Below are 18,116 nucleotides of genomic sequence, written 5' to 3' on the forward strand. Positions count from 1 at the left end.
GATGGCTTGTCCCTGTTCTGCCACCAGGAATTGACGATGACCCGAGGCAAGCGCATCTACGTACTGGATACCAACGTGCTCATGCACGATCCGACCGCGCTGTTCAAGTTCGAGGAGCATGATGTCTACCTGCCGATGCAGGTGATCGAAGAGCTGGACAACGGCAAGAAGGGCACCACCGAGGCCAGCCGCAACGCGCGCCAGGTCAGCCGTTTCCTCAATGAACTGGTGCAGGCTTCGGGCCTGGAGAACCTGGCCGACGGCATTCCACTGCAGCGCCCGAACGGGCTGCAGCTGCGCGGCAAGCAGAGCGTGGGCCTGCTGCGCTTCCAGACCAGCCACTTCGACGCCGGCAAGAGCTTCGGCGCGGTCATTCCCGACAACGCCATCCTCGGCGCGATCCTGGCCCTGAAGGAGCAGGTCCCGGAGATTCCGGTGGTGTTCGTTTCCAAGGACATCAACCTGCGGATCAAGGCGGCCATTGCCGGCATCGTCTCCGAAGACTACGAAAACGACCGCGCGCTCGACGATTTCAGCCTGCTCTACACCGGCGCCACCGAGCTGCCGGAAGACTTCTGGAAGAAACACACCGACAACCTGCGCAGCTGGAGCGACAAGGGACGCACCAGTTACGAAATCATCGCCAGCGAAGACGAGAACTGGCATCCCAACCAGTACGCCTACCTGCCGGGCGACGATGAAGTCGAACTGCGCGTGGCCAAGGTAGACGGTGAGAAGATCACGCTGTCGCTGGTCAACGATTTCCGCCACGGCAGCCACGCGGTGTGGGGCATCAGCGCGCGCAACCGCGAGCAGAACTTCGCCCTCAACGCGCTGATGGACCCGGAGATCGATTTCGTCACCCTGCTCGGCACCGCCGGTACCGGCAAGACCCTGCTGGCGCTGGCCGCCGGCCTGGCCCAGACCATGGACCAGCAGCGCTACCGCGAGATCATCATGACCCGCGCCACGGTCAGCGTCGGCGAGGACATCGGCTTCCTGCCCGGTACCGAGGAAGAAAAGATGACGCCGTGGATGGGCGCGCTGACCGACAACCTGGAAGTGCTCACGCATACCCAGGAAGGCGGCGCGTGGGGCCGTGCGGCGACCAACGACCTGATCGCCAGCCGGATCAAGATCCGCTCGCTGAACTTCATGCGTGGCCGCACGTTCCTGTCGCGTTATCTGATCCTGGATGAAGCGCAGAACCTCACTCCCAAGCAGATGAAGACCCTGATCACCCGTGCCGGCCCCGGCACCAAGATCGTCTGCCTGGGCAACGTGGAACAGATCGATACCCCGTACCTGACCGAGACCACCTCGGGCCTGACCTACGCGGTGGACCGCTTCAAGAACTGGCCGCACAGCGCGCACATCACGCTGCGCCGTGGCGAGCGTTCGCGCCTGGCCGATTACGCTTCGGAGGTGTTGTGAGCCGTTTCCTGTCCCGTGCGGTCCTGCCGCTGGCGCTTGCTGCGCTGGCGGCCGCCTGCACGCCTGCCAATACACGGCCGGGCGCCAGCGTCCCGACCGCGGTCAAGACCGGCCAGTCCTGGGTGGTGACGCGACCGGTCGTCGCCGCCCAGGTTCTGGATACCTGCTCACGCTCCAGCCCCGGCCGCGAGCCGGGGCGCGTCACCGGCTACTGGGCCCCCAGCCGCCAACAGGTCGAACAGCTGGAAGCCCAGTTGCCGTCGCTGGAGGCGCAGGTGCCCAAGGCGGCCGATTTCGATCGCCAATACGTGGGCATCGAAATGGACGGCCGCCAGCTGATCTATCTCAACGCCTTCCATCTGCCCGACGATGCCGATATCGACCCGGCGCGCGATGCGATCCGGGTCTGCGATGGCGGCGCGCAGTTCTGGGGCGCGGTGTTCGATCCGGCCAGCGGCAGTTTCTCGGATGTGCAGTTCAACGGCCCGCCTGCGGGCCGTTGATCGTGCCGTGACCCCGACCACACGCGCCGGATGAGCATCCGGCTGCCCACCTGGGTCTGGATCGGCGCGATCGCGCTGTCCTGCGTGGCCGGAATGGTCAACGTGGTCGGCTTCCTCGGCTTCGAGCACCAGGCGGTCAGCCACATGACCGGCACCACCAGCCAGCTCGGCATGGCACTGGCCCAGCGCGACTGGCGCGTGGTCGGGCATCTGTGGGGACTGCTGATCGCCTTCTGCGTGGGTGCCACGCTCAGCGGCGTGATCATCCAGGACAGCGGCCTGCAGCTGGGGCGCCGCTATGGCGTGGTGCTGGCGCTGGAATCGCTGTTGCTGCTGATCGCGATCCCCTTGTTCAAACAGCAGCAGATCTGGGGCGCGCTCGCGGCGGCGATGGCCTGCGGCCTGCAGAACGCGATGGCGACCACGTTCAGCGGTGCGGTGGTGCGCACCACCCATCTCAGCGGCATGTTCACCGACCTGGGCATCGGCCTGGGTCACCTGTTGCGCGGCCTGCCACTGCCGATCCGGCGGCTGACCCTGAGCGGCCTGATCGTCAGCGGTTTCCTGGCCGGCGGCGTGATCGGCGCCGGGTTGTTCCTGCGCTTCGGTTACGACGCGCTGCTGGCGCCTGCCCTGCTGACCGGCGGCACCGGGCTGGGCTACGTGCTGTACCGGCAGTGGGCGCTGCTGCGGGCGCGCTGACGGCACGGCAGCAATACGGCGGCAAACATTGCACAATCCAGGCATGACGCCTTCCAGCCCCGTTTCCGCCCTGACCATCGCCGGCTCCGATTCCGGCGGTGGCGCAGGCATCCAGGCCGACCTGAAGGCCTTCGCCGCCCATCGCGTACATGGCCTTTCGGCGATTGCCGCGCTGACCGCACAGAACACCCGCGGCGTCACCGCCGTGCACGTGCCGCCACTGGAGTTCCTGCAGGCGCAGATCGACGCCTGCTTCGCCGATTTCGATATCCATGCGGTGAAGCTGGGCATGCTCGCCAATGCCGAGGTGATCGGCCTGGTGGCCGACGCGCTGGAAAAGCACCGCCCGCCGCACGTCGTGCTGGATCCGGTGATGGTCGCCACCAGCGGTGCCAAACTGCTTGAAGACGCCGCCCTGGAGGCCATGCGCACGCGCCTGGTTCCACTGGCCACGCTGCTCACGCCCAACACGCCGGAAGCCGAGCTGCTGCTCGGCCGCCGCATCGTCACCGCCGAAGACGCCGAAGATGCCGCCGACGCGCTGCTCGAGCTGGGTGCCGGCGCGGTACTGCTCAAGGGCGGCCATCTGGATGAAGGCAGCCGCGTGATCGATCGCTACTTCGACGGCGTCACCCGCGACGAGTTCATCCACGCCCGGTTGCCGGTGGATGCGCACGGCACCGGCTGCACGTTGGCCTCGGCGATCGCCGCGCAGCTGTGCCAGGGCCTCTCGTTGCCCAACGCCTGCGAAGCGGCCATCGACTACGTCGCGCGTGGCCTGCAGAGCGGTTACTACCCGGGCCGCAGCGAGGTGCTGGTGATCGACCACTTCGGCGCGGCACGCCCGGCATGATCGACGCCTCTCCCCTGCCCGTGCAGACCGGCGATGGCCATCGCTTCGAACTGCTGGCACGCGTGCCCACGCAGCCACGCGCACGCCTGCTGTGGTTGCCGGCGCTGGGCGTGGCCGCGCGCCACTACCTGCCCTACGCCGATGCGCTCGCGGCGCGTGGCATCGCGGTGTACCTGCATGAGTGGCGCGGCAACGGCAGCAGCAGCCTGCGGCCGTCGCGCACGCAGGATTGGGGGTATCGCGAGATCCTCGAACACGACCTGCCGGCCAGCCTGGCCCAGATGCCCGAAGACGCGGTAACGCCCCTGATCATCGGCGGCCACAGCCTCGGCGGTCAGCTGGCCTGCTGCTTCGGCGGGTTGCACCCGCAGCGCTTCGCACGGGTGTGGCTGGTCGCCAGCGGCACGCCGTACTGGCGCACCTTCCCCGCCCCGCGCGGCTGGGCGCTGCCGCTGGTGTACCGCTTCCTGCCCTGGCTGGCCCAGCGCCAAGGGGTCCTGCACGGCAAGAGGCTCGGCTTCGGCGGCACGGAAGCGCGCGGCCTGATCCGCGACTGGTCACGCGTGGGCCTCAACAATCACTATGCGGCGGTGGGCATGGCGACCGATCTGGAGGCCGGCATGCGCACCCTGGAGGGCCAGGCCACTGCCGTGGTGATGGATCACGACTGGCTGGCACCGCCTTCCTCGATGCAGGCCCTGCTGGCCAAGATACCCGGCATGCGTGCGCAGCTCAGCGTGTTGAGTGCGCAGGCGCTGGGCACGCGTGCCGATCACTTCGCCTGGATGAAAACGCCGGAAGCCGTGGTGGAGCGCCTTTTTCATTCATTTGAATGAAGACCTTCACAAAAACCGTTGACGAATGCGACGCCGATCCGCATAATTCCGCTCCTGTTGACGCGCCCGTAGCTCAGTTGGATAGAGTACCTGGCTACGAACCAGGCGGTCGGGAGTTCGAATCTCTCCGGGCGCACCATCAACAGGGTATCGATTTCGCCGTCGGTATCAGTAATGAAAATTCGATGTAAATGCGCCCGTAGCTCAGTTGGATAGAGTACCTGGCTACGAACCAGGCGGTCGGGAGTTCGAATCTCTCCGGGCGCACCATTACATCGAATGGCAGGCTTGCTTGCCTTCCCGTCGAACGTGGCAACACGCGCGGCAGGACACACAACCAGACAATGCAAATGCGCCCGTAGCTCAGTTGGATAGAGTACCTGGCTACGAACCAGGCGGTCGGGAGTTCGAATCTCTCCGGGCGCACCATTGCATCGACGAAGACAGCAGCCATCGGTTGCTGTTTTTTTTTGCGTTGGCGCCGGCTGCCATTCGACAGTGACGGGTAGTGCCGGCCGCTGGCCGGCTCTCATGAATGTTGGACGATCACCTGGAGCCGGCCAGCGGCCGGCACTACCGGGAGGTCAACCCTGCGGTGCGGGTGCCCGGGCCGCCTGCATCGCCATCAGGTCGGCTTCACCCGGCAGTTCCGGCGCGGGGCACGCACCACCGGCGTGGTCGTCATGCGCCAGCCAGTCATCCACCACACTGCCCAGCAGATCCACGCGCAGTGGCAGCGTGATGTGGTCTTCGCCACGCAGCTCGATGTAGTGCACGCGCGGGCTGGCGGCCGCCAGGCGGCGCCCCTGCCCGACCGGTACATGCTGATCGTCCTGGCCATGCAACAGCAGCACGCAGGCGCGGCTGTCGGCCAGCGCGCGGGTGACATCGACGCGGTCCAGATCCAGGTCCAGCCGCTGGCTGGCGGCGGCGATCACCTGGTCGATATCCTGACCGCCATAGCGCCAACGCCCGTAGGCGGCCATCGCCTGCGCTTTCCATGCCGTCGGCTGCAGTGACATCAGGTGCGGGATCATGCTGCGGATGGCATCGCCGGCATTGGCGAAAGACTCCATCGCCACCACGCCGGTGACCTGGTCGCCGAGCTTGTCGGCGGTGAACAGCGCAGTGGCAGCGCCATAGGACACCCCGAACAGGTACAACGGCCCGACCACTTCACCACGCGCCTTCAGCGCCGCGATGACATCGACCACGTCGTCCGATTCGAAGGTGCCGTAGCCCGACGGTCCCGCACCCGAATGGCCGTGGTTGCGCAGGTCGATGGTGACCACGCGGTAGCCGGACTGCGCCAGCTGCAGCGACCACGGCAGCATCGCATCACCGTTCATCATCCAGCCGTGCAGCAGCACCACCGTGCCGCGCGGTGCCTGCGCCCGGAACGGGTGCGGCAGGTCCAGCGCCATGCCGGTGCGCAGCGGCTCGCCGTTGTCGTGCTGCTGGGCCAGGTACTGGTAATGCAGCCCGTACTGACCCGGGTCGAACGCACGCCAGAAGATCGGCACGCCCGCGCGCCCGGTCACCCGGCCATGCCGGTTGGGCACGCTCTCCACCGCTTCGGCGATGCGCGGCATGTCCAGCAGCGTGGATACGCCGCCGGGCGCGATCAGGCGATCACTCAACGAGGTCGAGGCAGCGGTGGAGGTCAAGGAAGAGCAGGCAGCCAGCCACAGGCCAGCCCCGGCCAGCAGCAACAGCAGCAAGCGCTTCATGGGCAGAATCGGAAAAACCAGACGAGTCGCGCAGGGTACCGATCACGCAAGCGCCGCTCTATCGCATCCAGATGACCATCCCATGACAGCCAAGCCAACATTCAGCTTGAACGGACGGGCAGCGGCATCGCCGTGCAGGCCCGTGCCCGGCCTGCGATCAGCCCAGCCAGCCTTCCATGGTGGGCCACCAGCCCGCCAGCACCTCCGGGCGCTGCAGCCGCTCCCGCCACCAGCGCAATGCGGCCCCCTCCCCGCCGGTGCGCCAGGCCAGCCAGAACGTCTCGTCCGGTTTGGGTTCCTCGACCTGTTTGATCACCAGCCGGCCGTCCCGCACCGCCTGCTGCACATACGGCTCGGGCAGGAAACCGAAACCGAGCCCGGCGCACTGCAGGCGGAACTTGCTGACCATGTCCGGCACGGTGACCGTTTCCTGTCCCATCAGCAGGCCCACCGTACGCGGCAGCAGCCGCCGTGCCGAATCGGCCACGGCGATCGCGCAGTGGGTGGCCAGCTGCTCACGGCCCAACGGTTCGGGCGCGGCCGCCAATGGATGGGAGGGCGACACGGCGAACACGAAGCGCACCACGCCCATCGGCTCGACTACGTAGCCGCCGCCACTGGGCCCCTCACCCGCCGCGCCGACCAGCAGGTCCGCGCGCCGGTCCAGCAATGCCTCCCACGTGCCCGAGAGCGATTCAGTGATCAGCCGCATCCGGGTCTGTTCGGCCACCGCATTGAAGGCTCGTACGTCCTCGGCCAGCAGCGCCGGTACGAACATCGAATCGACCGCCACGGTCAGCTCGGCTTCCCAGCCGGAGGCCACGCGCCGCACCCGCATCTCCAGCTCGCGGGCGGCCCGCAGCAGATGGCGCCCCTCTTCCAGCAGCGCCTCCCCGGCCGGGGTCAGGTGCGCGCGCGGCCCGACCCGGTCGAACAGCTGCACGCCCAGGTCTTCTTCCAGCTTGGCGACCGTGTAGGAGATGGTCGAGGGCACCTTGTGCAGGGCCTTGCCGGCCGCGGCGAACGAGCCACGGCGGTCGATGGCATCCAGGATCTGCAGGGCGTCGAGGCTGAGCTTGAGCATTCGAAATTTTCGATGATGGCTTGCGAAACTATCCGTTTTTCAAGCGCCCGGAGCAAGCGGATACTGGCCGCAACAGGAAAGGGAACGGCAGCGACCACCCCGGACCGCCATCGAAACCATCGAACACCCAGGAGATTCCCATGCTGCAGATCCGCAAGAGCAACACCCGTGGCAAGGCCGACCATGGCTGGCTGAACTCCATGCACACCTTCTCCTTCGCCAATTACTACGACCCGCGCTACGTCAGCTTCGGCCCGCTGCGGGTGATCAACGAAGACCGCGTGCAGGGCGGCCAGGGTTTCGGCACCCACAGCCACAGCAACATGGAGATCGTCTCCTACGTGCTCGGCGGCGCGCTGGAGCACAAGGACTCGATGGGTACCGGCTCGGTGCTGCGCTACGGCGATGTGCAGCGCATGAGCGCCGGCAGCGGCGTCAGCCACAGCGAGTTCAACCACTCGGCCGACGAGGCGGTGCACTTCCTGCAGATCTGGCTGTTCCCCGATCAGGAGAACATCACCCCGAGCTACCAGGAGACCCACTTCGCGCCGGAGACCAAGCGCGGCCAGCTGCGCCTGATCGCCTCGCGCGATGGCCGTGAGGGTTCGCTGCTGATCCACCAGGATGCCAACCTCTACGCCACGATCCTGGACGGTGACGACCGCGTCCACCTGCCGCTGGCCCCGGGCCGCGGCGCCTATGTACAAGTGGCCCGCGGGCAGCTGCAGGTCAACGGCATCACCCTGGAAACCGGCGATGCGCTGCAGGTCAGCGACGAGGCGCAGCTGACGTTGGAGAACGCCAATGATGCGGAAGTCATCGTGTTCGACGTCGCGCTGTAATCACCAGGCGCGGAAACGCAGACACCCCGGTTGCCCGGGGTGTCGTTCGTTGCGTGGATCAGAATCTGTAGTTCAGCGTCAGCCGGACGTTGCGCGGCTCACCCCAGGTGTAGGTGCTGTACCAGCTGAAGATCGTGTAGTAGTGCTTGTCCAGCAGGTTGTTGACGTTGAGCGTCGCCGAGAGCTGGTCATTGAACTGGTAACGCGCCATGGCATCGAGCAGCCAATAGGGCTCGGTGCGATGGAGCTGGCTCCCGCCGGTGGCGGGGTTGGTGATGGTGCCGAAGGTGCTGCCCTGCCAGCGCGCGCCACCGCCGAGGCTCCAGCCATCGGCCGCACCGGTGAGCCGGTAGCTGGTGTGCACGCTGAACTGGTCTTCCGGCTCCAGCGTGGAGACCTTGGTGGACTGCTGGCGCGCGATCTTGTGCGCGTAGCCGCCCTGGACCTGCCAGCCCGGCGCCAGCTGACCGGACACCTCCAGCTCGTAGCCCTTGGTGCGCACCCCCATCAGGCCTTCATAGGCGATCCCGCCACTCGGCGTCCTGCCGCCGGTCGGCTGCGCGTAGTTGTCCTGTTCCAGCTGAAACACCGCCGCACTGGCATTGAGGCGACCATCGTAGAACTCCGCTTTCAGGCCGGCTTCGTAGCTGCGCCCTTCCAGCGGATCCAGCACCCGGCCCTGCTCGTCCTGGTTGCCCTGCGGTTTGAAGATGGTGCTGTAGCTGGCGAACACCGAGAAGTTGCGATTGAGGTCGTACACCAGGCCGGCATACGGCACGACCACGCCGCTCTCGTCGGTATCCGGAGACTTGTAGTTGGCGATGCGGCTGCCGAGGATCAGCTTGAGCGGATCGGCCAGATCGAAACGGCCCACCACGTAGGCACCGCTTTCACGGGTGACCTGGTTGTCACCGTAGCCCCACTGCCAATCGGGCTCGGGCACATCGCCGGTCCACGCGTAGTAGTCGGCAACGCTGCTGACATAGCCCGGCTGTGGCGAGTAGCCGTTGTTGACCCAGCGCTTGCGCGACACGCTGCCACCGACGACCAGCTCGTGCTGGCGGCCGAACCACTCGAACTTTCCGCTGACGTACAGATCGGCCGCATTGCTGGTGGTCTTGCCGATGTACTGGCCCAGCCACATGCTCACACCCTCACCGGTAACCGGATCGGGATTGCCACCGGCCGCCGCGCCCAGTGAGGCGTCATAGCCGTTGACCTGGTGATTGAGCTGCAACTTGGCGACCCAGTCATTGGCGAAGGTGTGCTCCAGCGTGGCGAAGCCGGTGCGAGCGTACTGACCCCAGCGGCTCCAGCGTGCGCCGTTGTTGAACGAGCGCGGCATCTTGTTGAAGTTGCCCTCGCTGTCCAGCAGCGGAATGCCACCCCAGCTGGAGCCTTCCGGATCGCTGTCCTGATAATCGGCACCGACAGTCAGCAGGGTGCTCTCGCCGATGTCGGCCTCGAGAATGCCGTAGAAGACTTCATTGCTGCGCTGGTAGTGGTCGGCATTGGAATGCTTGTCCTGGTAGGCGCCCACGACGCGGCCGCGCACGCGGCCACTTTCAGTGAGCGGCCCGCCGACATCGACCTCGGCGCGATAGCTGTCCCACGAGCCCACGCCCAGCGTGGCGCTGCCAGCCAGTTGGCGGGTCGGCTTCTTGCGCACCAGGTTGATGGTCGCGCCCGGATCGCCCATGCCGGTCAGCAGGCCGGTGGCGCCCTTGAGCACTTCGATGCGGTCATAGATGGCCATGTCGCTGAGCGTGTTGCCGGCCGAGTAGGCCGAATCGCGCGCCATCGGGATGCCGTCGTACTGGAAGTTCTGTACCGCAAAGCCGCGCGCGTAGTACTCGGTGCGCTCGCTGTCATAGGTGACGATGCTCACGCCGGGCGTGACCTTCATGACGTCATCGATGCCGTTGAGGCCGAAGTCGTTCATTTCCTGACGGGTGATCACGCTGATCGACTGCGGCGTCTGGCGCGGACTGAGCACCAGGCGGGTGGCGGTGGCGATCGTGCCGGGCGTGTACGAATCACTGCCCTCGGTGACGGTGCCGAGCTGGTTGGCGGTGACCTGCACGGTCTGCAGGGTCTGTGCGCCATCCTTGGCAGGCGCCTCACCCGCCGGCGCCTCTTCGGCCTGCACGGCAGACGCGGACAGGGCCAGGCCCAGCACGCAGCCCATCGCCTGCATCAGCGGGGAGATCGAGGTAACAGCACGACGGCGACCCGAATGGATCGGGGCAACACGGAACGGAACGACGGACACGGCAATGCCTCCAGGCAGGAAGGGATTCCTCTGGCGGCGGCTGGAGGTAACGATTGGGCGGCATGATGCCGCATCCGGCGGGCCAGCGGAAGGCCAGCCCGCCCAGGGACGCGCACGGCGCCCAGCCATGCCCCACTGGGCGCGGGGCGTGATGGGTCGGGTTGGCGCGCCGATCAGCTCAAGCGATCTGCCGGCGCTTCGGCCTGGTCAGCCGCGCGGCACCGGCGCATCGGAGGCAATCAGCTTTTCCTGCTTGAGCTCTGCCCAAAAGGCGCCCGGCACCGCCACGGACATGGAAGCGACGTTGGCCAGCACCTGTTCGGGCGTGCGCGCGCCCGGAATGACCGCCGAGACCACCTCCGGCGCATCGGCGAACTGCAGCGCCGCGGTGCGCAGGTCCACGCCATGGCGATCACAGATGGCCTGCACCCTGGCACGCTTTTCCGGCGCCCACGACGGCACCTTGCCGTCATACAGATAGCGATCGCGCCCAGCCAGGTAGCCGGCCAGCAGCGGCGAGCCGACCACTACCGATGCTCCGTGTGCGGCGATCTTGGGGAAGGTGTCGTGCAGGGCCTGCTCGTGGTCGAGCAGCGAGTACTGGCAGGCGAGCAGGAAGATGTCCGGATCCGCCTCGGCCACCGCGCGCAGGGCGGGCTCGGGACGGTTCACACCGAAGCCCCACGCCTTGATCAAGCCCTCCTCGCGCATGCGGGTCAGCGCTGGCATCGCGCCCTTCGCCGCTTCCGCGAAGCGCTGCTCCCACGGCATGCCGAGATCTTTCTCGTTGTCCGGCGAGAGGTCATGGATGAAGACCACGTCCAGCTGCGACACACCAAGCCGGTTGAGGCTGTCCTCCACCGAACGCCGCGTGCCGTCGGCGGAGTAGTCGTAGCGGTAATGGAACGGCGAGGGATCCTTCCACATCACCTCCTGCAGTTCACCGGCGGTCGCGGTCAGCAGCCGGCCGACCTTGGTCGACAGCGTGTACCCGCGCGCCGGTGGTTGTGCAGGTGATGGCCGTAGCGGCGCTCGCTCAGGCCGAGCCCGTACCAGGGTGACGTGTCGTAATAGCGCACGCCTGCCGCATAGGCCGCTGCCAGCGTGGCTTCACTCTGTGCGTCGCTGGCGGCCGCGAAGCCATTGCCGATCGCGACACCGCCCAGGCCCAGGCGGGTCTGCGGACGATAGCGCCTGCCCTGCTGCGCCGGATTGCCGGGCAAGGGTTTCGTCGAGGCCTGGCCGCGGGTGGGCAGGACGCTGCCCGGGCCGGACGACTGCGCCATCAACGGTGAAGCGGCGAAGGCGGCGGTGCCGGCGGCGGCAACGGAGAGGAAGTGGCGACGTGCGTTCACGGCGACTCCTGATTCTGCGGGGGAAGCGCACAGCGTCGCAGAACGATGGTGCAGAGCATGCCGTTGCCGCGTCAAGGCAGCGGCAACATTGCTCCCCCGCCGCCGTGCGGATGCTCAGCCCTGGGCAGCGCCGGCGGCGAGAAGCAGCGTCTCGATCGCGCGGTACCCGCGCTGGCGTGCATGCTGCAGCGGGCTCACGCCGTCACCGTCGGGCAGGTTCACATCCGCGCCCGCCGCGATGAGCTGACGGACGATCTCGACATGCCGCGGGCCGCCATCGGCGAGGATGATCGCCTCCAGCAGCGCGGTCCACTGCAGGTTGTTGACATGATCCACCTCGACGCCGGCAGCGATCAGCGTCGCCACGGTCTCCACGTGCCCGCGTTCGGCCGCCGGAATGAGTGCAGTGCCACCGTAGCGATTGGTGCTCTTCAAGTCCGCACCGGCCGCCAGGGTCGCGCGCAGGATCTCGAGATGCCCGCGGGCACCGGCGTAGAGATAGGGGCTGTCCTGGATCGCATCCTTGGCATTGACGTCGGCACCCGCCTGGATCAGCGCAAGCGCGGCCTCCACGTGATTGTGGTGGGTCGCAACCAGCAACGGTGTCGCCTTCGCCACGCCGCGCGCATCCACCCTGGCGCCCTGCCCCAGCAGCGTACGCACTGCAGTGGCATCGCCCTTCTCCGCTGCCCGATGCAGCCGCTCATCCAACGAAGCGGCACCGGCCGGCATGACCATGCCCATCAGCAGGCTCATGACCACCCAGCCGCGTAGCGACCTCCTTCCCATCGACATGTTCCTGCTCCTTCCACGGGGGCGCCCGGTGGGCGCCGCTGGAGAACGACCGTAGCCGAGCCGCCGCGCCGCCACCAATGAAGATTGGGGATCGACTGCATTCGCCATCCGAATGCGTCGGCCGACGCGCGTTCCGCCGGTTTCATGCGACGCTGCGCGCCATATCCCACACGGAAGCGCGCCACCATGCTGCATCACCTTTCACTGGGCGTGCGCGATCTCGCGCGTGCCGCCGCCTTCCACGATGCCGCGCTCGGTGCGCTGGGCATGCGCCGCGTCTTCGAAGACGACGACGCGATCGGATATGGATATGTCGAAGATGAGGATCTTCTGTGCCTGAAGCTGCGGGCCGATGCCTCGCCCCCGGGCGCCGGATTCCACGTGGCCTTCGGGGCGCCCTCGCGCCAGGCGGTGGACGCGTTCCACCGCGATGCACTGGCGGTTGGCGGCACCTGCAACGGGGCGCCGGGGCTGCGCGAGGAGTATGGCGATCACTACTACGCCGCCTTCCTGATCGACCCGGACGGGCATCGCATCGAAGCGGTCTGCAAGTCGGTGGAGTGAACCAGATCGCGCAACCGGATCGCACAAAGAAAAAGGCCTCCGTACTTGCGTACGAAGGCCTTTTCTACAACTGGCGGAGCGGGAGGGATTCGAACCCTCGATAGAGTTTTAAGCCCTATACTCCCTTAGCAGGGGAGCCCCTTCAGCCACTCGGGCACCGCTCCAGTGTTCTTGGTCCGCCACTGCGATGAATCATCTCAGCGGGGGCGCGAATAATAACGTTTTCCGCGCCCTCAGGTAAAGCCTTAATCCGAAGAATTTTCACTTCCGGATGCATTCGGCTCATCACCGCGCTGGATGCGCTGGTAAATCTCTTCGCGGTGCACGGCCACGTCCTTCGGAGCGGTGATACCGATACGCACCTGGTTGCCCTTGACGCCGAGCACGGTCACGCTGACCGAGTCACCGATCATCAGGGTTTCGCCTACGCGGCGAGTCAGGATCAACATTTGTTCAAGTCTCCAGGGAACCGGTGGTGGCATTTCCCCACCGGCTTGGCGCCCCGGCAAGAGCGCCCCACGACAACGGGAAAAGATTCGCCATAGTACCGTCAGGCCTCCCGCCCCTTCAAGGAGCAGGAACCGTCAGGTTGTTCAGATACGGGGGGTGACCCAGTCGACGACGGCGGCCAGTGCAGAAGCAAGGGCGGGCCCGTCCTCACCACCACCCTGGGCGAGGTCCGGGCGGCCGCCGCCCTTGCCCCCGATCTGACTGGCGATATGGGCCAACAGTTCCCCGGCCTTGACCTTGCCCATTGCGCTGCCGTTCACGCCCGCGACCAGGGCGGCCTTGCCGTCCTGGGTGCCGGCCAGCACGATCACCGCATCACCGAGCTGCTGCTTGAGGCGGTCGATGGCATCGCGCAGGGCCTTGGCGTCGAAGCCTTCCAGGCGCGCGGCCAGGATCTTGACGCCCTTGACCTCCACTGCGCCGGCGCCAAGATCGGCGGTCGCGCCCGCAGCCTGTTTGGCCTTGAGGGCGTCGAGTTCGCGCTCGAGCTTCTTCTGGCGCTCGCCGAGCTGGCGGATCTTGTCGACCACGTCACCGGCGTTACCGCCGAGCAGTGCGGCCGCTTCACTCAGCTGGGCTTCTTCATGGGCCACGTAATCCAGGGCGCCCTGCCCGGTGACCGCTTCGATACGGCGCACGCCGGAGGACACGCCACCTTCGGCGGTGATCTTGAACAGACCGATGTCGCCGGTGCGCGAGACATGCGTACCGCCACACAGTTCGGTGGAGTAGTCGCCCATCTTCAGCACGCGCACGTGTTCGCCGTACTTCTCGCCGAACAGTGCCATCGCGCCGAAATCGAGCGCTTCCTGCATGCCCATGTTGTGGACTTCGGCCGCGTTGTTGGCACGCACCTGTTCGTTGACCTTGCGCTCGATGATCGCCAGGTCCTCGGCGCTGATCGGCGCGAAGTGCGAGAAGTCGAAGCGCAGGCGATCAGGCGCGACCAGCGAGCCCTTCTGCTGCACGTGGGTGCCCAGCACTTCGCGCAGGGCGGCATGCAGCAGGTGGGTGGCCGAGTGGTTGAGGATGGTGGCGCCGCGGCGCTGGCCATCGACCTGGCCGGACAGCACGTCGCCGACCTTCAGGCTGCCCTGGGTGAGCGTGCCCACATGGCCATGGAACTGGCCGGCGAACTTCTGCGTGTCGCGGATGTCCACCTGCACGCCCGCGCCGGTCAGGGTGCCGTTGTCGCCGACCTGGCCGCCGGATTCGGCGTAGAACGGGGTCTGGTTGGTCAGCACGATGACGTCGTCACCGGCCTGGGCGGTCTCCGCCGGCCGGCCGTCCTTGAGGATGGCGACCACGGTGAGGTCGTCGGCCTGCAGGCGGTCGTAGCCAAGGAACACGGTCGGCTTGAGCGTGGCGACCAGATCGGCCGACAGGGTCACGCCGCCGCCGAACTTGCCGGCCGCGCGCGCGGTCTCGCGCTGGGTCTCCATCGCGGCGTTGAAGCCGTCGATGTCCACGGTCAGGTCACGCTCGCGCGCGATGTCCTGGGTGAGATCGAGCGGGAAGCCGTAGGTGTCGTACAGGCGGAACGCATCCACGCCCGGAATCACGCCGTTGCTGACCTTGGCCGCGACGTCGTCGAAGATCTTCATGCCCGAATCCAGCGTTTCAGCAAAACGCTCTTCCTCGGCCTGCAGGGCGCGCACGACGGTGTCGACCTGGGCCGGCAGTTCCGGATAGGCCACGCCCATCTGCTCGACCAGGGTCGGCACCAGCTTGCTGAAGAACGGCTGGCGCACGCCGAGCATCCAGCCATGGCGCAGCGCGCGGCGGATGATACGGCGCAGCACATAGCCGCGGCCTTCGTTGGACGGCAGCACGCCATCGACGATCAGGAACGAACACGCGCGGATGTGATCGGCGATCACGCGCAGCGACTTGTTCTCCAGATCGGCCATGCCGGTCAGCTCGCTGGCCTTGCGGATCAGCGCCTGGAACAGGTCGATTTCATAATTGGTATGGACGTGCTGCAGGATCGCGGCCAGGCGCTCCAGGCCCATGCCGGTATCCACGCACGGCGCCGGCAGCGGCACCAGGGCGCCGTCGGGCTGGCGGTCGAACTGCATGAAGACCAGGTTCCAGATCTCGATGAAGCGATCGCCGTCTTCGTCGGGCGAGCCCGGGGGGCCGCCGGCGATGTGGTCGCCGTGGTCATAGAAGATCTCGGTACACGGGCCGCACGGGCCGGTCTCGGCCATCTGCCAGAAGTTGTCCGAGGCGAACGGCGCACCCTTGTTGTCGCCGATGCGCACGATGCGCGATTCCGGAATACCGACCATATCGCGCCACAGCGCGTAGGCCTCGTCATCGGTCTGGTAGACGGTGACCAGCAGGCGCTCGGCCGGCAGCTTCCAGACCTGGGTCAGCAGCTCCCAAGCCCAGGCGATGGCATCTTTCTTGAAGTAATCGCCGAAGGACCAGTTGCCCAGCATTTCAAAGAAGGTGTGATGGCGCGCGGTGTAACCGACCTGGTCCAGGTCGTTGTGCTTGCCACCGGCGCGCAGGCAGCGCTGGACGTCGGCCGCGCGCACGTAGCTGCGCTTCTCGGCGCCAAGGAACACGTCCTTGAACTGCACCATGCCGGAGTTGGTGAACAGCAGGGTCGGATCATTGCCCGGCACCAACGGCGCCGACGGCACGATCGTATGACCCTTGCCCTTGAAGAACTCAAGGAAATCGCTGCGGATCTGGGAGGTAGTGAATTTGACGGATGCGTTCATGGGGGGGGGCTGGCTTTGTGCGGGCCGGTCAGTCCCTGGCACGCAGCCCCAATGGCCGGGTGTCAACTGCAGGACCGCCGAAACCACAAAGGGTATCAGGCCCGGGCCGCTCAGTCCTCAGGGTCGTAACGGGTGGCCTGGCGGATGCTGTCGCCGGGGAAGCCGCGGCGGGCCAGCAGATCGGCCGCTTTGCGCCGCTGCGGCAGTTCCTGCGGGCCGGCCTCGCCGAAACGGCGGCAGACCAGGTCGCGGGCGTTCTCGGTCCAGTCGCCTTCGAAAGTATCCATGGCGGCAGCGATCTGATCACTATCCAGGCCATGCGTGCCCAGTTCGGCGCGGATGTGGATCGGCCCATAGCCGGTATTGGCCCGGATCCGGACCAGATTCTCGGCAAAGCGGGTGTCGTCCTGCCAGCCGGCCTCGGCCAGCTTGCTGACGGCCGCTTCGGCGGCCTCGTTCTCGATGCCCCGGGCCTGCAGCTTGCGGGTCAGCTCTTTGCGCGAATGCTCGCGGCGCACCAGCAACCCCAATGCCCGCTGGACCGGCGTCTGTTCCTGGACACGGCGCTTGCGCCGGGGTGCGGGGGGATCGGAATCGTGCATGGCCGCCTATCATTACAGTGCGCCATCCTTGGCGCCATCCCGTCGGGGATTCGTGGAACTGCGGGCCAGGGCAGGCGTCACTGACGGCGCCGCCCTGCCCCGCAGGAAACTCACTCGGCGTCGTCTTCGGCGTCGTCGCCGCCTTCACGCACGGCTTCTTCCGGCTGGAACTTCTCGCGCAGCTCGGCTTCCAGACGCTGGGCAACCTGAGGGTTGTCGCGCAGATAGCCGCGGGCGTTGTCCTTGCCCTGGCCGATGCGCTCTTCGCCGTAGCTGTACCAAGCGCCTGCCTTCTCGACGAGCTTGGCTTCCACGCCCATGTCGATCAGCTCGCCTTCGCGGCTGATGCCTTCGCCGTACAGAATTTCGGTGATCACCTGCTTGAACGGCGGCGCCAGCTTGTTCTTGACCACCTTGATCTTGGTCTGGTTGCCGATGATCTCGTCGCCCTTCTTGATCGCGCCGATACGGCGGATGTCCAGGCGGACCGAGGCGTAGAACTTCAGCGCGTTGCCGCCGGTGGTCACTTCCGGGCTCTGGCCCGGCATCATCACGCCGATCTTCATGCGCAGCTGGTTGATGAAGACCACCAGGGTGTTGGAGCGCTTGATGTTGCCGGTCAGCTTGCGCAGCGCCTGGCTCATCAGGCGGGCCTGAAGGCCCGGCAGCTGGTCGCCCATTTCGCCTTCGATTTCAGCCTTCGGGGTCAGCGCGGCGACCGAGTCGACCACCACGATGTCCACCGAGCTGGAGCGCACCAGCATGTCGGCGATTTCCAGCGCCTGCTCACCGGTATCCGGCTGCGACAGCAGCAGGTCGTCCACGTTGACGCCCAGCTTGGCGGCGTAGATCGGGTCCAGCGCGTGCTCGGCATCGATGAAGGCGGCGGTACCGCCCTTCTTCTGGCATTCGGCGATAGCCTGCAGGGTCAGGGTGGTCTTGCCCGACGATTCCGGACCGTAGATCTCCACCACACGGCCCTTGGGCAGGCCGCCGATGCCGAGTGCGATATCCAGCATCAGCGAACCGGTAGGGATGACCTCGACCGCCTCGACGACACGGTCGCCCATGCGCATCACGGCGCCCTTGCCGAACTGCTTTTCGATCTGGCTCAGCGCGGCGGTGAGGGCGCGCTTTTTGTTTTCGTCCATCGGAGTGGTCCTTGCAGAGGTCGTATCGGTGGAGGTGCTGTCTTTGGAAGTCTTCTTGGCCATGGGTTCACTTTAAGGCTGGCGTATCGCACGGGCTGAGATTCTGCCCCGCGTTCGGAAAAAAATTATCGGACATCCGTACCAACCTCAG

Annotated in this window: 15 protein-coding genes, 4 tRNA genes and 1 pseudogene; 10 read left to right on the top strand and 10 right to left on the bottom strand. The window is 66.5% G+C overall.

Annotated features, from left to right (window positions below; genetic code table 11):
- Positions 1–36: 36 nt before the first annotated feature.
- From POS15_RS09795 to POS15_RS09830, 8 genes are all read left to right on the top strand, one after another.
- Positions 37–1,434, top strand: a complete 1,398-nt coding sequence (locus tag POS15_RS09795; protein ID WP_019183299.1) for a PhoH family protein — start codon at positions 37–39, stop codon at positions 1,432–1,434.
- A 23-nt stretch (positions 1,435–1,457) separates the two neighbouring features.
- A complete protein-coding gene (locus tag POS15_RS09800; protein ID WP_046273637.1) occupies positions 1,458–1,937 on the top strand; it encodes a hypothetical protein in 480 nt (159 codons plus the stop codon).
- Between the two features lie 30 nt (positions 1,938–1,967).
- On the top strand, positions 1,968–2,639 hold the full coding sequence (locus POS15_RS09805) for a YoaK family protein (protein WP_019183301.1): 672 nt from the start codon (positions 1,968–1,970) through the stop codon (positions 2,637–2,639).
- A 43-nt stretch (positions 2,640–2,682) separates the two neighbouring features.
- Complete coding sequence (thiD, locus tag POS15_RS09810) at positions 2,683–3,492, top strand: bifunctional hydroxymethylpyrimidine kinase/phosphomethylpyrimidine kinase (protein WP_019183302.1); 810 nt, start codon at positions 2,683–2,685, stop codon at positions 3,490–3,492.
- Positions 3,489–4,328, top strand: coding sequence for an alpha/beta fold hydrolase (locus POS15_RS09815; protein WP_284129593.1), 840 nt, complete (start codon positions 3,489–3,491; stop codon positions 4,326–4,328). Before thiD ends, POS15_RS09815 begins: the two co-directional genes overlap by 4 nt.
- Before the next feature lie 62 nt (positions 4,329–4,390).
- A tRNA-Arg gene (locus POS15_RS09820) sits at positions 4,391–4,467 on the top strand.
- A 54-nt stretch (positions 4,468–4,521) separates the two neighbouring features.
- Positions 4,522–4,598 (top strand) — tRNA-Arg (locus POS15_RS09825).
- 82 nt (positions 4,599–4,680) lie between these two features.
- A tRNA-Arg gene (locus tag POS15_RS09830) sits at positions 4,681–4,757 on the top strand.
- A 155-nt stretch (positions 4,758–4,912) separates the two neighbouring features.
- Here the strand turns inward: POS15_RS09830 and POS15_RS09835 are convergent.
- Together POS15_RS09835 and POS15_RS09840 are read right to left on the bottom strand one after the other, a co-directional pair.
- On the bottom strand, positions 4,913–6,058 hold the full coding sequence (locus POS15_RS09835) for an alpha/beta fold hydrolase (protein WP_019183304.1): 1,146 nt from the start codon (positions 6,056–6,058) through the stop codon (positions 4,913–4,915).
- A gap of 157 nt (positions 6,059–6,215) precedes the next feature.
- Positions 6,216–7,142, bottom strand: coding sequence for a LysR family transcriptional regulator (locus POS15_RS09840; RefSeq protein ID WP_284129594.1), 927 nt, complete (start codon positions 7,140–7,142; stop codon positions 6,216–6,218).
- Between the two features lie 140 nt (positions 7,143–7,282).
- Here POS15_RS09840 and POS15_RS09845 point away from each other — a divergent pair, with 140 nt between their 5' ends.
- On the top strand, positions 7,283–7,984 hold the full coding sequence (locus POS15_RS09845; protein WP_284129595.1) for a pirin family protein: 702 nt from the start codon (positions 7,283–7,285) through the stop codon (positions 7,982–7,984).
- 58 nt (positions 7,985–8,042) lie between these two features.
- Here POS15_RS09845 and POS15_RS09850 read toward each other — a convergent pair whose 3' ends face one another.
- From POS15_RS09850 to POS15_RS09860, 3 genes and pseudogenes are all read right to left on the bottom strand, one after another.
- On the bottom strand, positions 8,043–10,181 hold the full coding sequence (locus tag POS15_RS09850) for a TonB-dependent siderophore receptor (protein ID WP_284129634.1): 2,139 nt from the start codon (positions 10,179–10,181) through the stop codon (positions 8,043–8,045).
- Positions 10,182–10,463: 282 nt separating this feature from the next.
- A pseudogene (locus POS15_RS09855) lies at positions 10,464–11,611 on the bottom strand (aldo/keto reductase).
- 114 nt (positions 11,612–11,725) lie between these two features.
- The gene (locus POS15_RS09860) at positions 11,726–12,367 is read right to left on the bottom strand and encodes an ankyrin repeat domain-containing protein (protein WP_080341551.1); all 642 of its coding nucleotides are present in this window, start codon (positions 12,365–12,367) and stop codon (positions 11,726–11,728) included.
- 225 nt (positions 12,368–12,592) lie between these two features.
- Between POS15_RS09860 and POS15_RS09865 the strand changes: the two genes are divergently transcribed.
- On the top strand, positions 12,593–12,970 hold the full coding sequence (locus POS15_RS09865; protein WP_046273630.1) for a VOC family protein: 378 nt from the start codon (positions 12,593–12,595) through the stop codon (positions 12,968–12,970).
- Between the two features lie 71 nt (positions 12,971–13,041).
- Here POS15_RS09865 and POS15_RS09870 read toward each other — a convergent pair.
- The 5 genes from POS15_RS09870 to recA form a co-directional block, all read right to left on the bottom strand.
- Positions 13,042–13,134, bottom strand: a tRNA-Ser gene (locus POS15_RS09870).
- Positions 13,135–13,215: 81 nt separating this feature from the next.
- Positions 13,216–13,419, bottom strand: a complete 204-nt coding sequence (gene csrA / locus POS15_RS09875; RefSeq protein WP_019183311.1) for a carbon storage regulator CsrA — start codon at positions 13,417–13,419, stop codon at positions 13,216–13,218.
- Positions 13,420–13,563: 144 nt separating this feature from the next.
- The gene (gene alaS / locus POS15_RS09880; RefSeq protein WP_284129596.1) at positions 13,564–16,212 is read right to left on the bottom strand and encodes an alanine--tRNA ligase; all 2,649 of its coding nucleotides are present in this window, start codon (positions 16,210–16,212) and stop codon (positions 13,564–13,566) included.
- A gap of 110 nt (positions 16,213–16,322) precedes the next feature.
- Entirely contained in the window at positions 16,323–16,814 is a 492-nt protein-coding gene (recX, locus tag POS15_RS09885) for a recombination regulator RecX (protein WP_019183313.1), read from the bottom strand.
- A gap of 110 nt (positions 16,815–16,924) precedes the next feature.
- Positions 16,925–17,965 carry a recombinase RecA gene (gene recA, locus POS15_RS09890; RefSeq protein WP_026069798.1) on the bottom strand — a complete coding sequence of 347 codons (1,041 nt, stop codon included), beginning with the start codon at positions 17,963–17,965 and terminating at the stop codon, positions 16,925–16,927.
- Between the last annotated feature and the right edge of the window lie 151 nt (positions 17,966–18,116).

The organism is Stenotrophomonas sp. BIO128-Bstrain, from assembly GCF_030128875.1.
GTDB classification, from domain to species: Bacteria; Pseudomonadota; Gammaproteobacteria; order Xanthomonadales; family Xanthomonadaceae; genus Stenotrophomonas; species Stenotrophomonas bentonitica_A.

What these genes read in the sequence shown, in the direction of transcription:
- POS15_RS09795 (WP_019183299.1), top strand. Translation starts at nt 37, where the DNA reads ATGACCCGAGGCAAGCGCATCTACGTACTGGATACCAACGTGCTCATG.
- POS15_RS09805 (WP_019183301.1), top strand. Translation starts at nt 1,968, where the DNA reads ATGAGCATCCGGCTGCCCACCTGGGTCTGGATCGGCGCGATCGCGCTG.
- thiD (WP_019183302.1), top strand. Translation starts at nt 2,683, where the DNA reads ATGACGCCTTCCAGCCCCGTTTCCGCCCTGACCATCGCCGGCTCCGAT.
- POS15_RS09815 (WP_284129593.1), top strand. Translation starts at nt 3,489, where the DNA reads ATGATCGACGCCTCTCCCCTGCCCGTGCAGACCGGCGATGGCCATCGC.
- POS15_RS09835 (WP_019183304.1), bottom strand. Translation starts at nt 6,058, where the DNA reads ATGAAGCGCTTGCTGCTGTTGCTGCTGGCCGGGGCTGGCCTGTGGCTG.
- POS15_RS09840 (WP_284129594.1), bottom strand. Translation starts at nt 7,142, where the DNA reads ATGCTCAAGCTCAGCCTCGACGCCCTGCAGATCCTGGATGCCATCGAC.
- POS15_RS09845 (WP_284129595.1), top strand. Translation starts at nt 7,283, where the DNA reads ATGCTGCAGATCCGCAAGAGCAACACCCGTGGCAAGGCCGACCATGGC.
- POS15_RS09850 (WP_284129634.1), bottom strand. Translation starts at nt 10,181, where the DNA reads ATGCAGGCGATGGGCTGCGTGCTGGGCCTGGCCCTGTCCGCGTCTGCC.
- POS15_RS09860 (WP_080341551.1), bottom strand. Translation starts at nt 12,367, where the DNA reads ATGAGCCTGCTGATGGGCATGGTCATGCCGGCCGGTGCCGCTTCGTTG.
- POS15_RS09865 (WP_046273630.1), top strand. Translation starts at nt 12,593, where the DNA reads ATGCTGCATCACCTTTCACTGGGCGTGCGCGATCTCGCGCGTGCCGCC.
- csrA (WP_019183311.1), bottom strand. Translation starts at nt 13,419, where the DNA reads ATGTTGATCCTGACTCGCCGCGTAGGCGAAACCCTGATGATCGGTGAC.
- alaS (WP_284129596.1), bottom strand. Translation starts at nt 16,212, where the DNA reads ATGAACGCATCCGTCAAATTCACTACCTCCCAGATCCGCAGCGATTTC.
- recX (WP_019183313.1), bottom strand. Translation starts at nt 16,814, where the DNA reads ATGCACGATTCCGATCCCCCCGCACCCCGGCGCAAGCGCCGTGTCCAG.
- recA (WP_026069798.1), bottom strand. Translation starts at nt 17,965, where the DNA reads ATGGACGAAAACAAAAAGCGCGCCCTCACCGCCGCGCTGAGCCAGATC.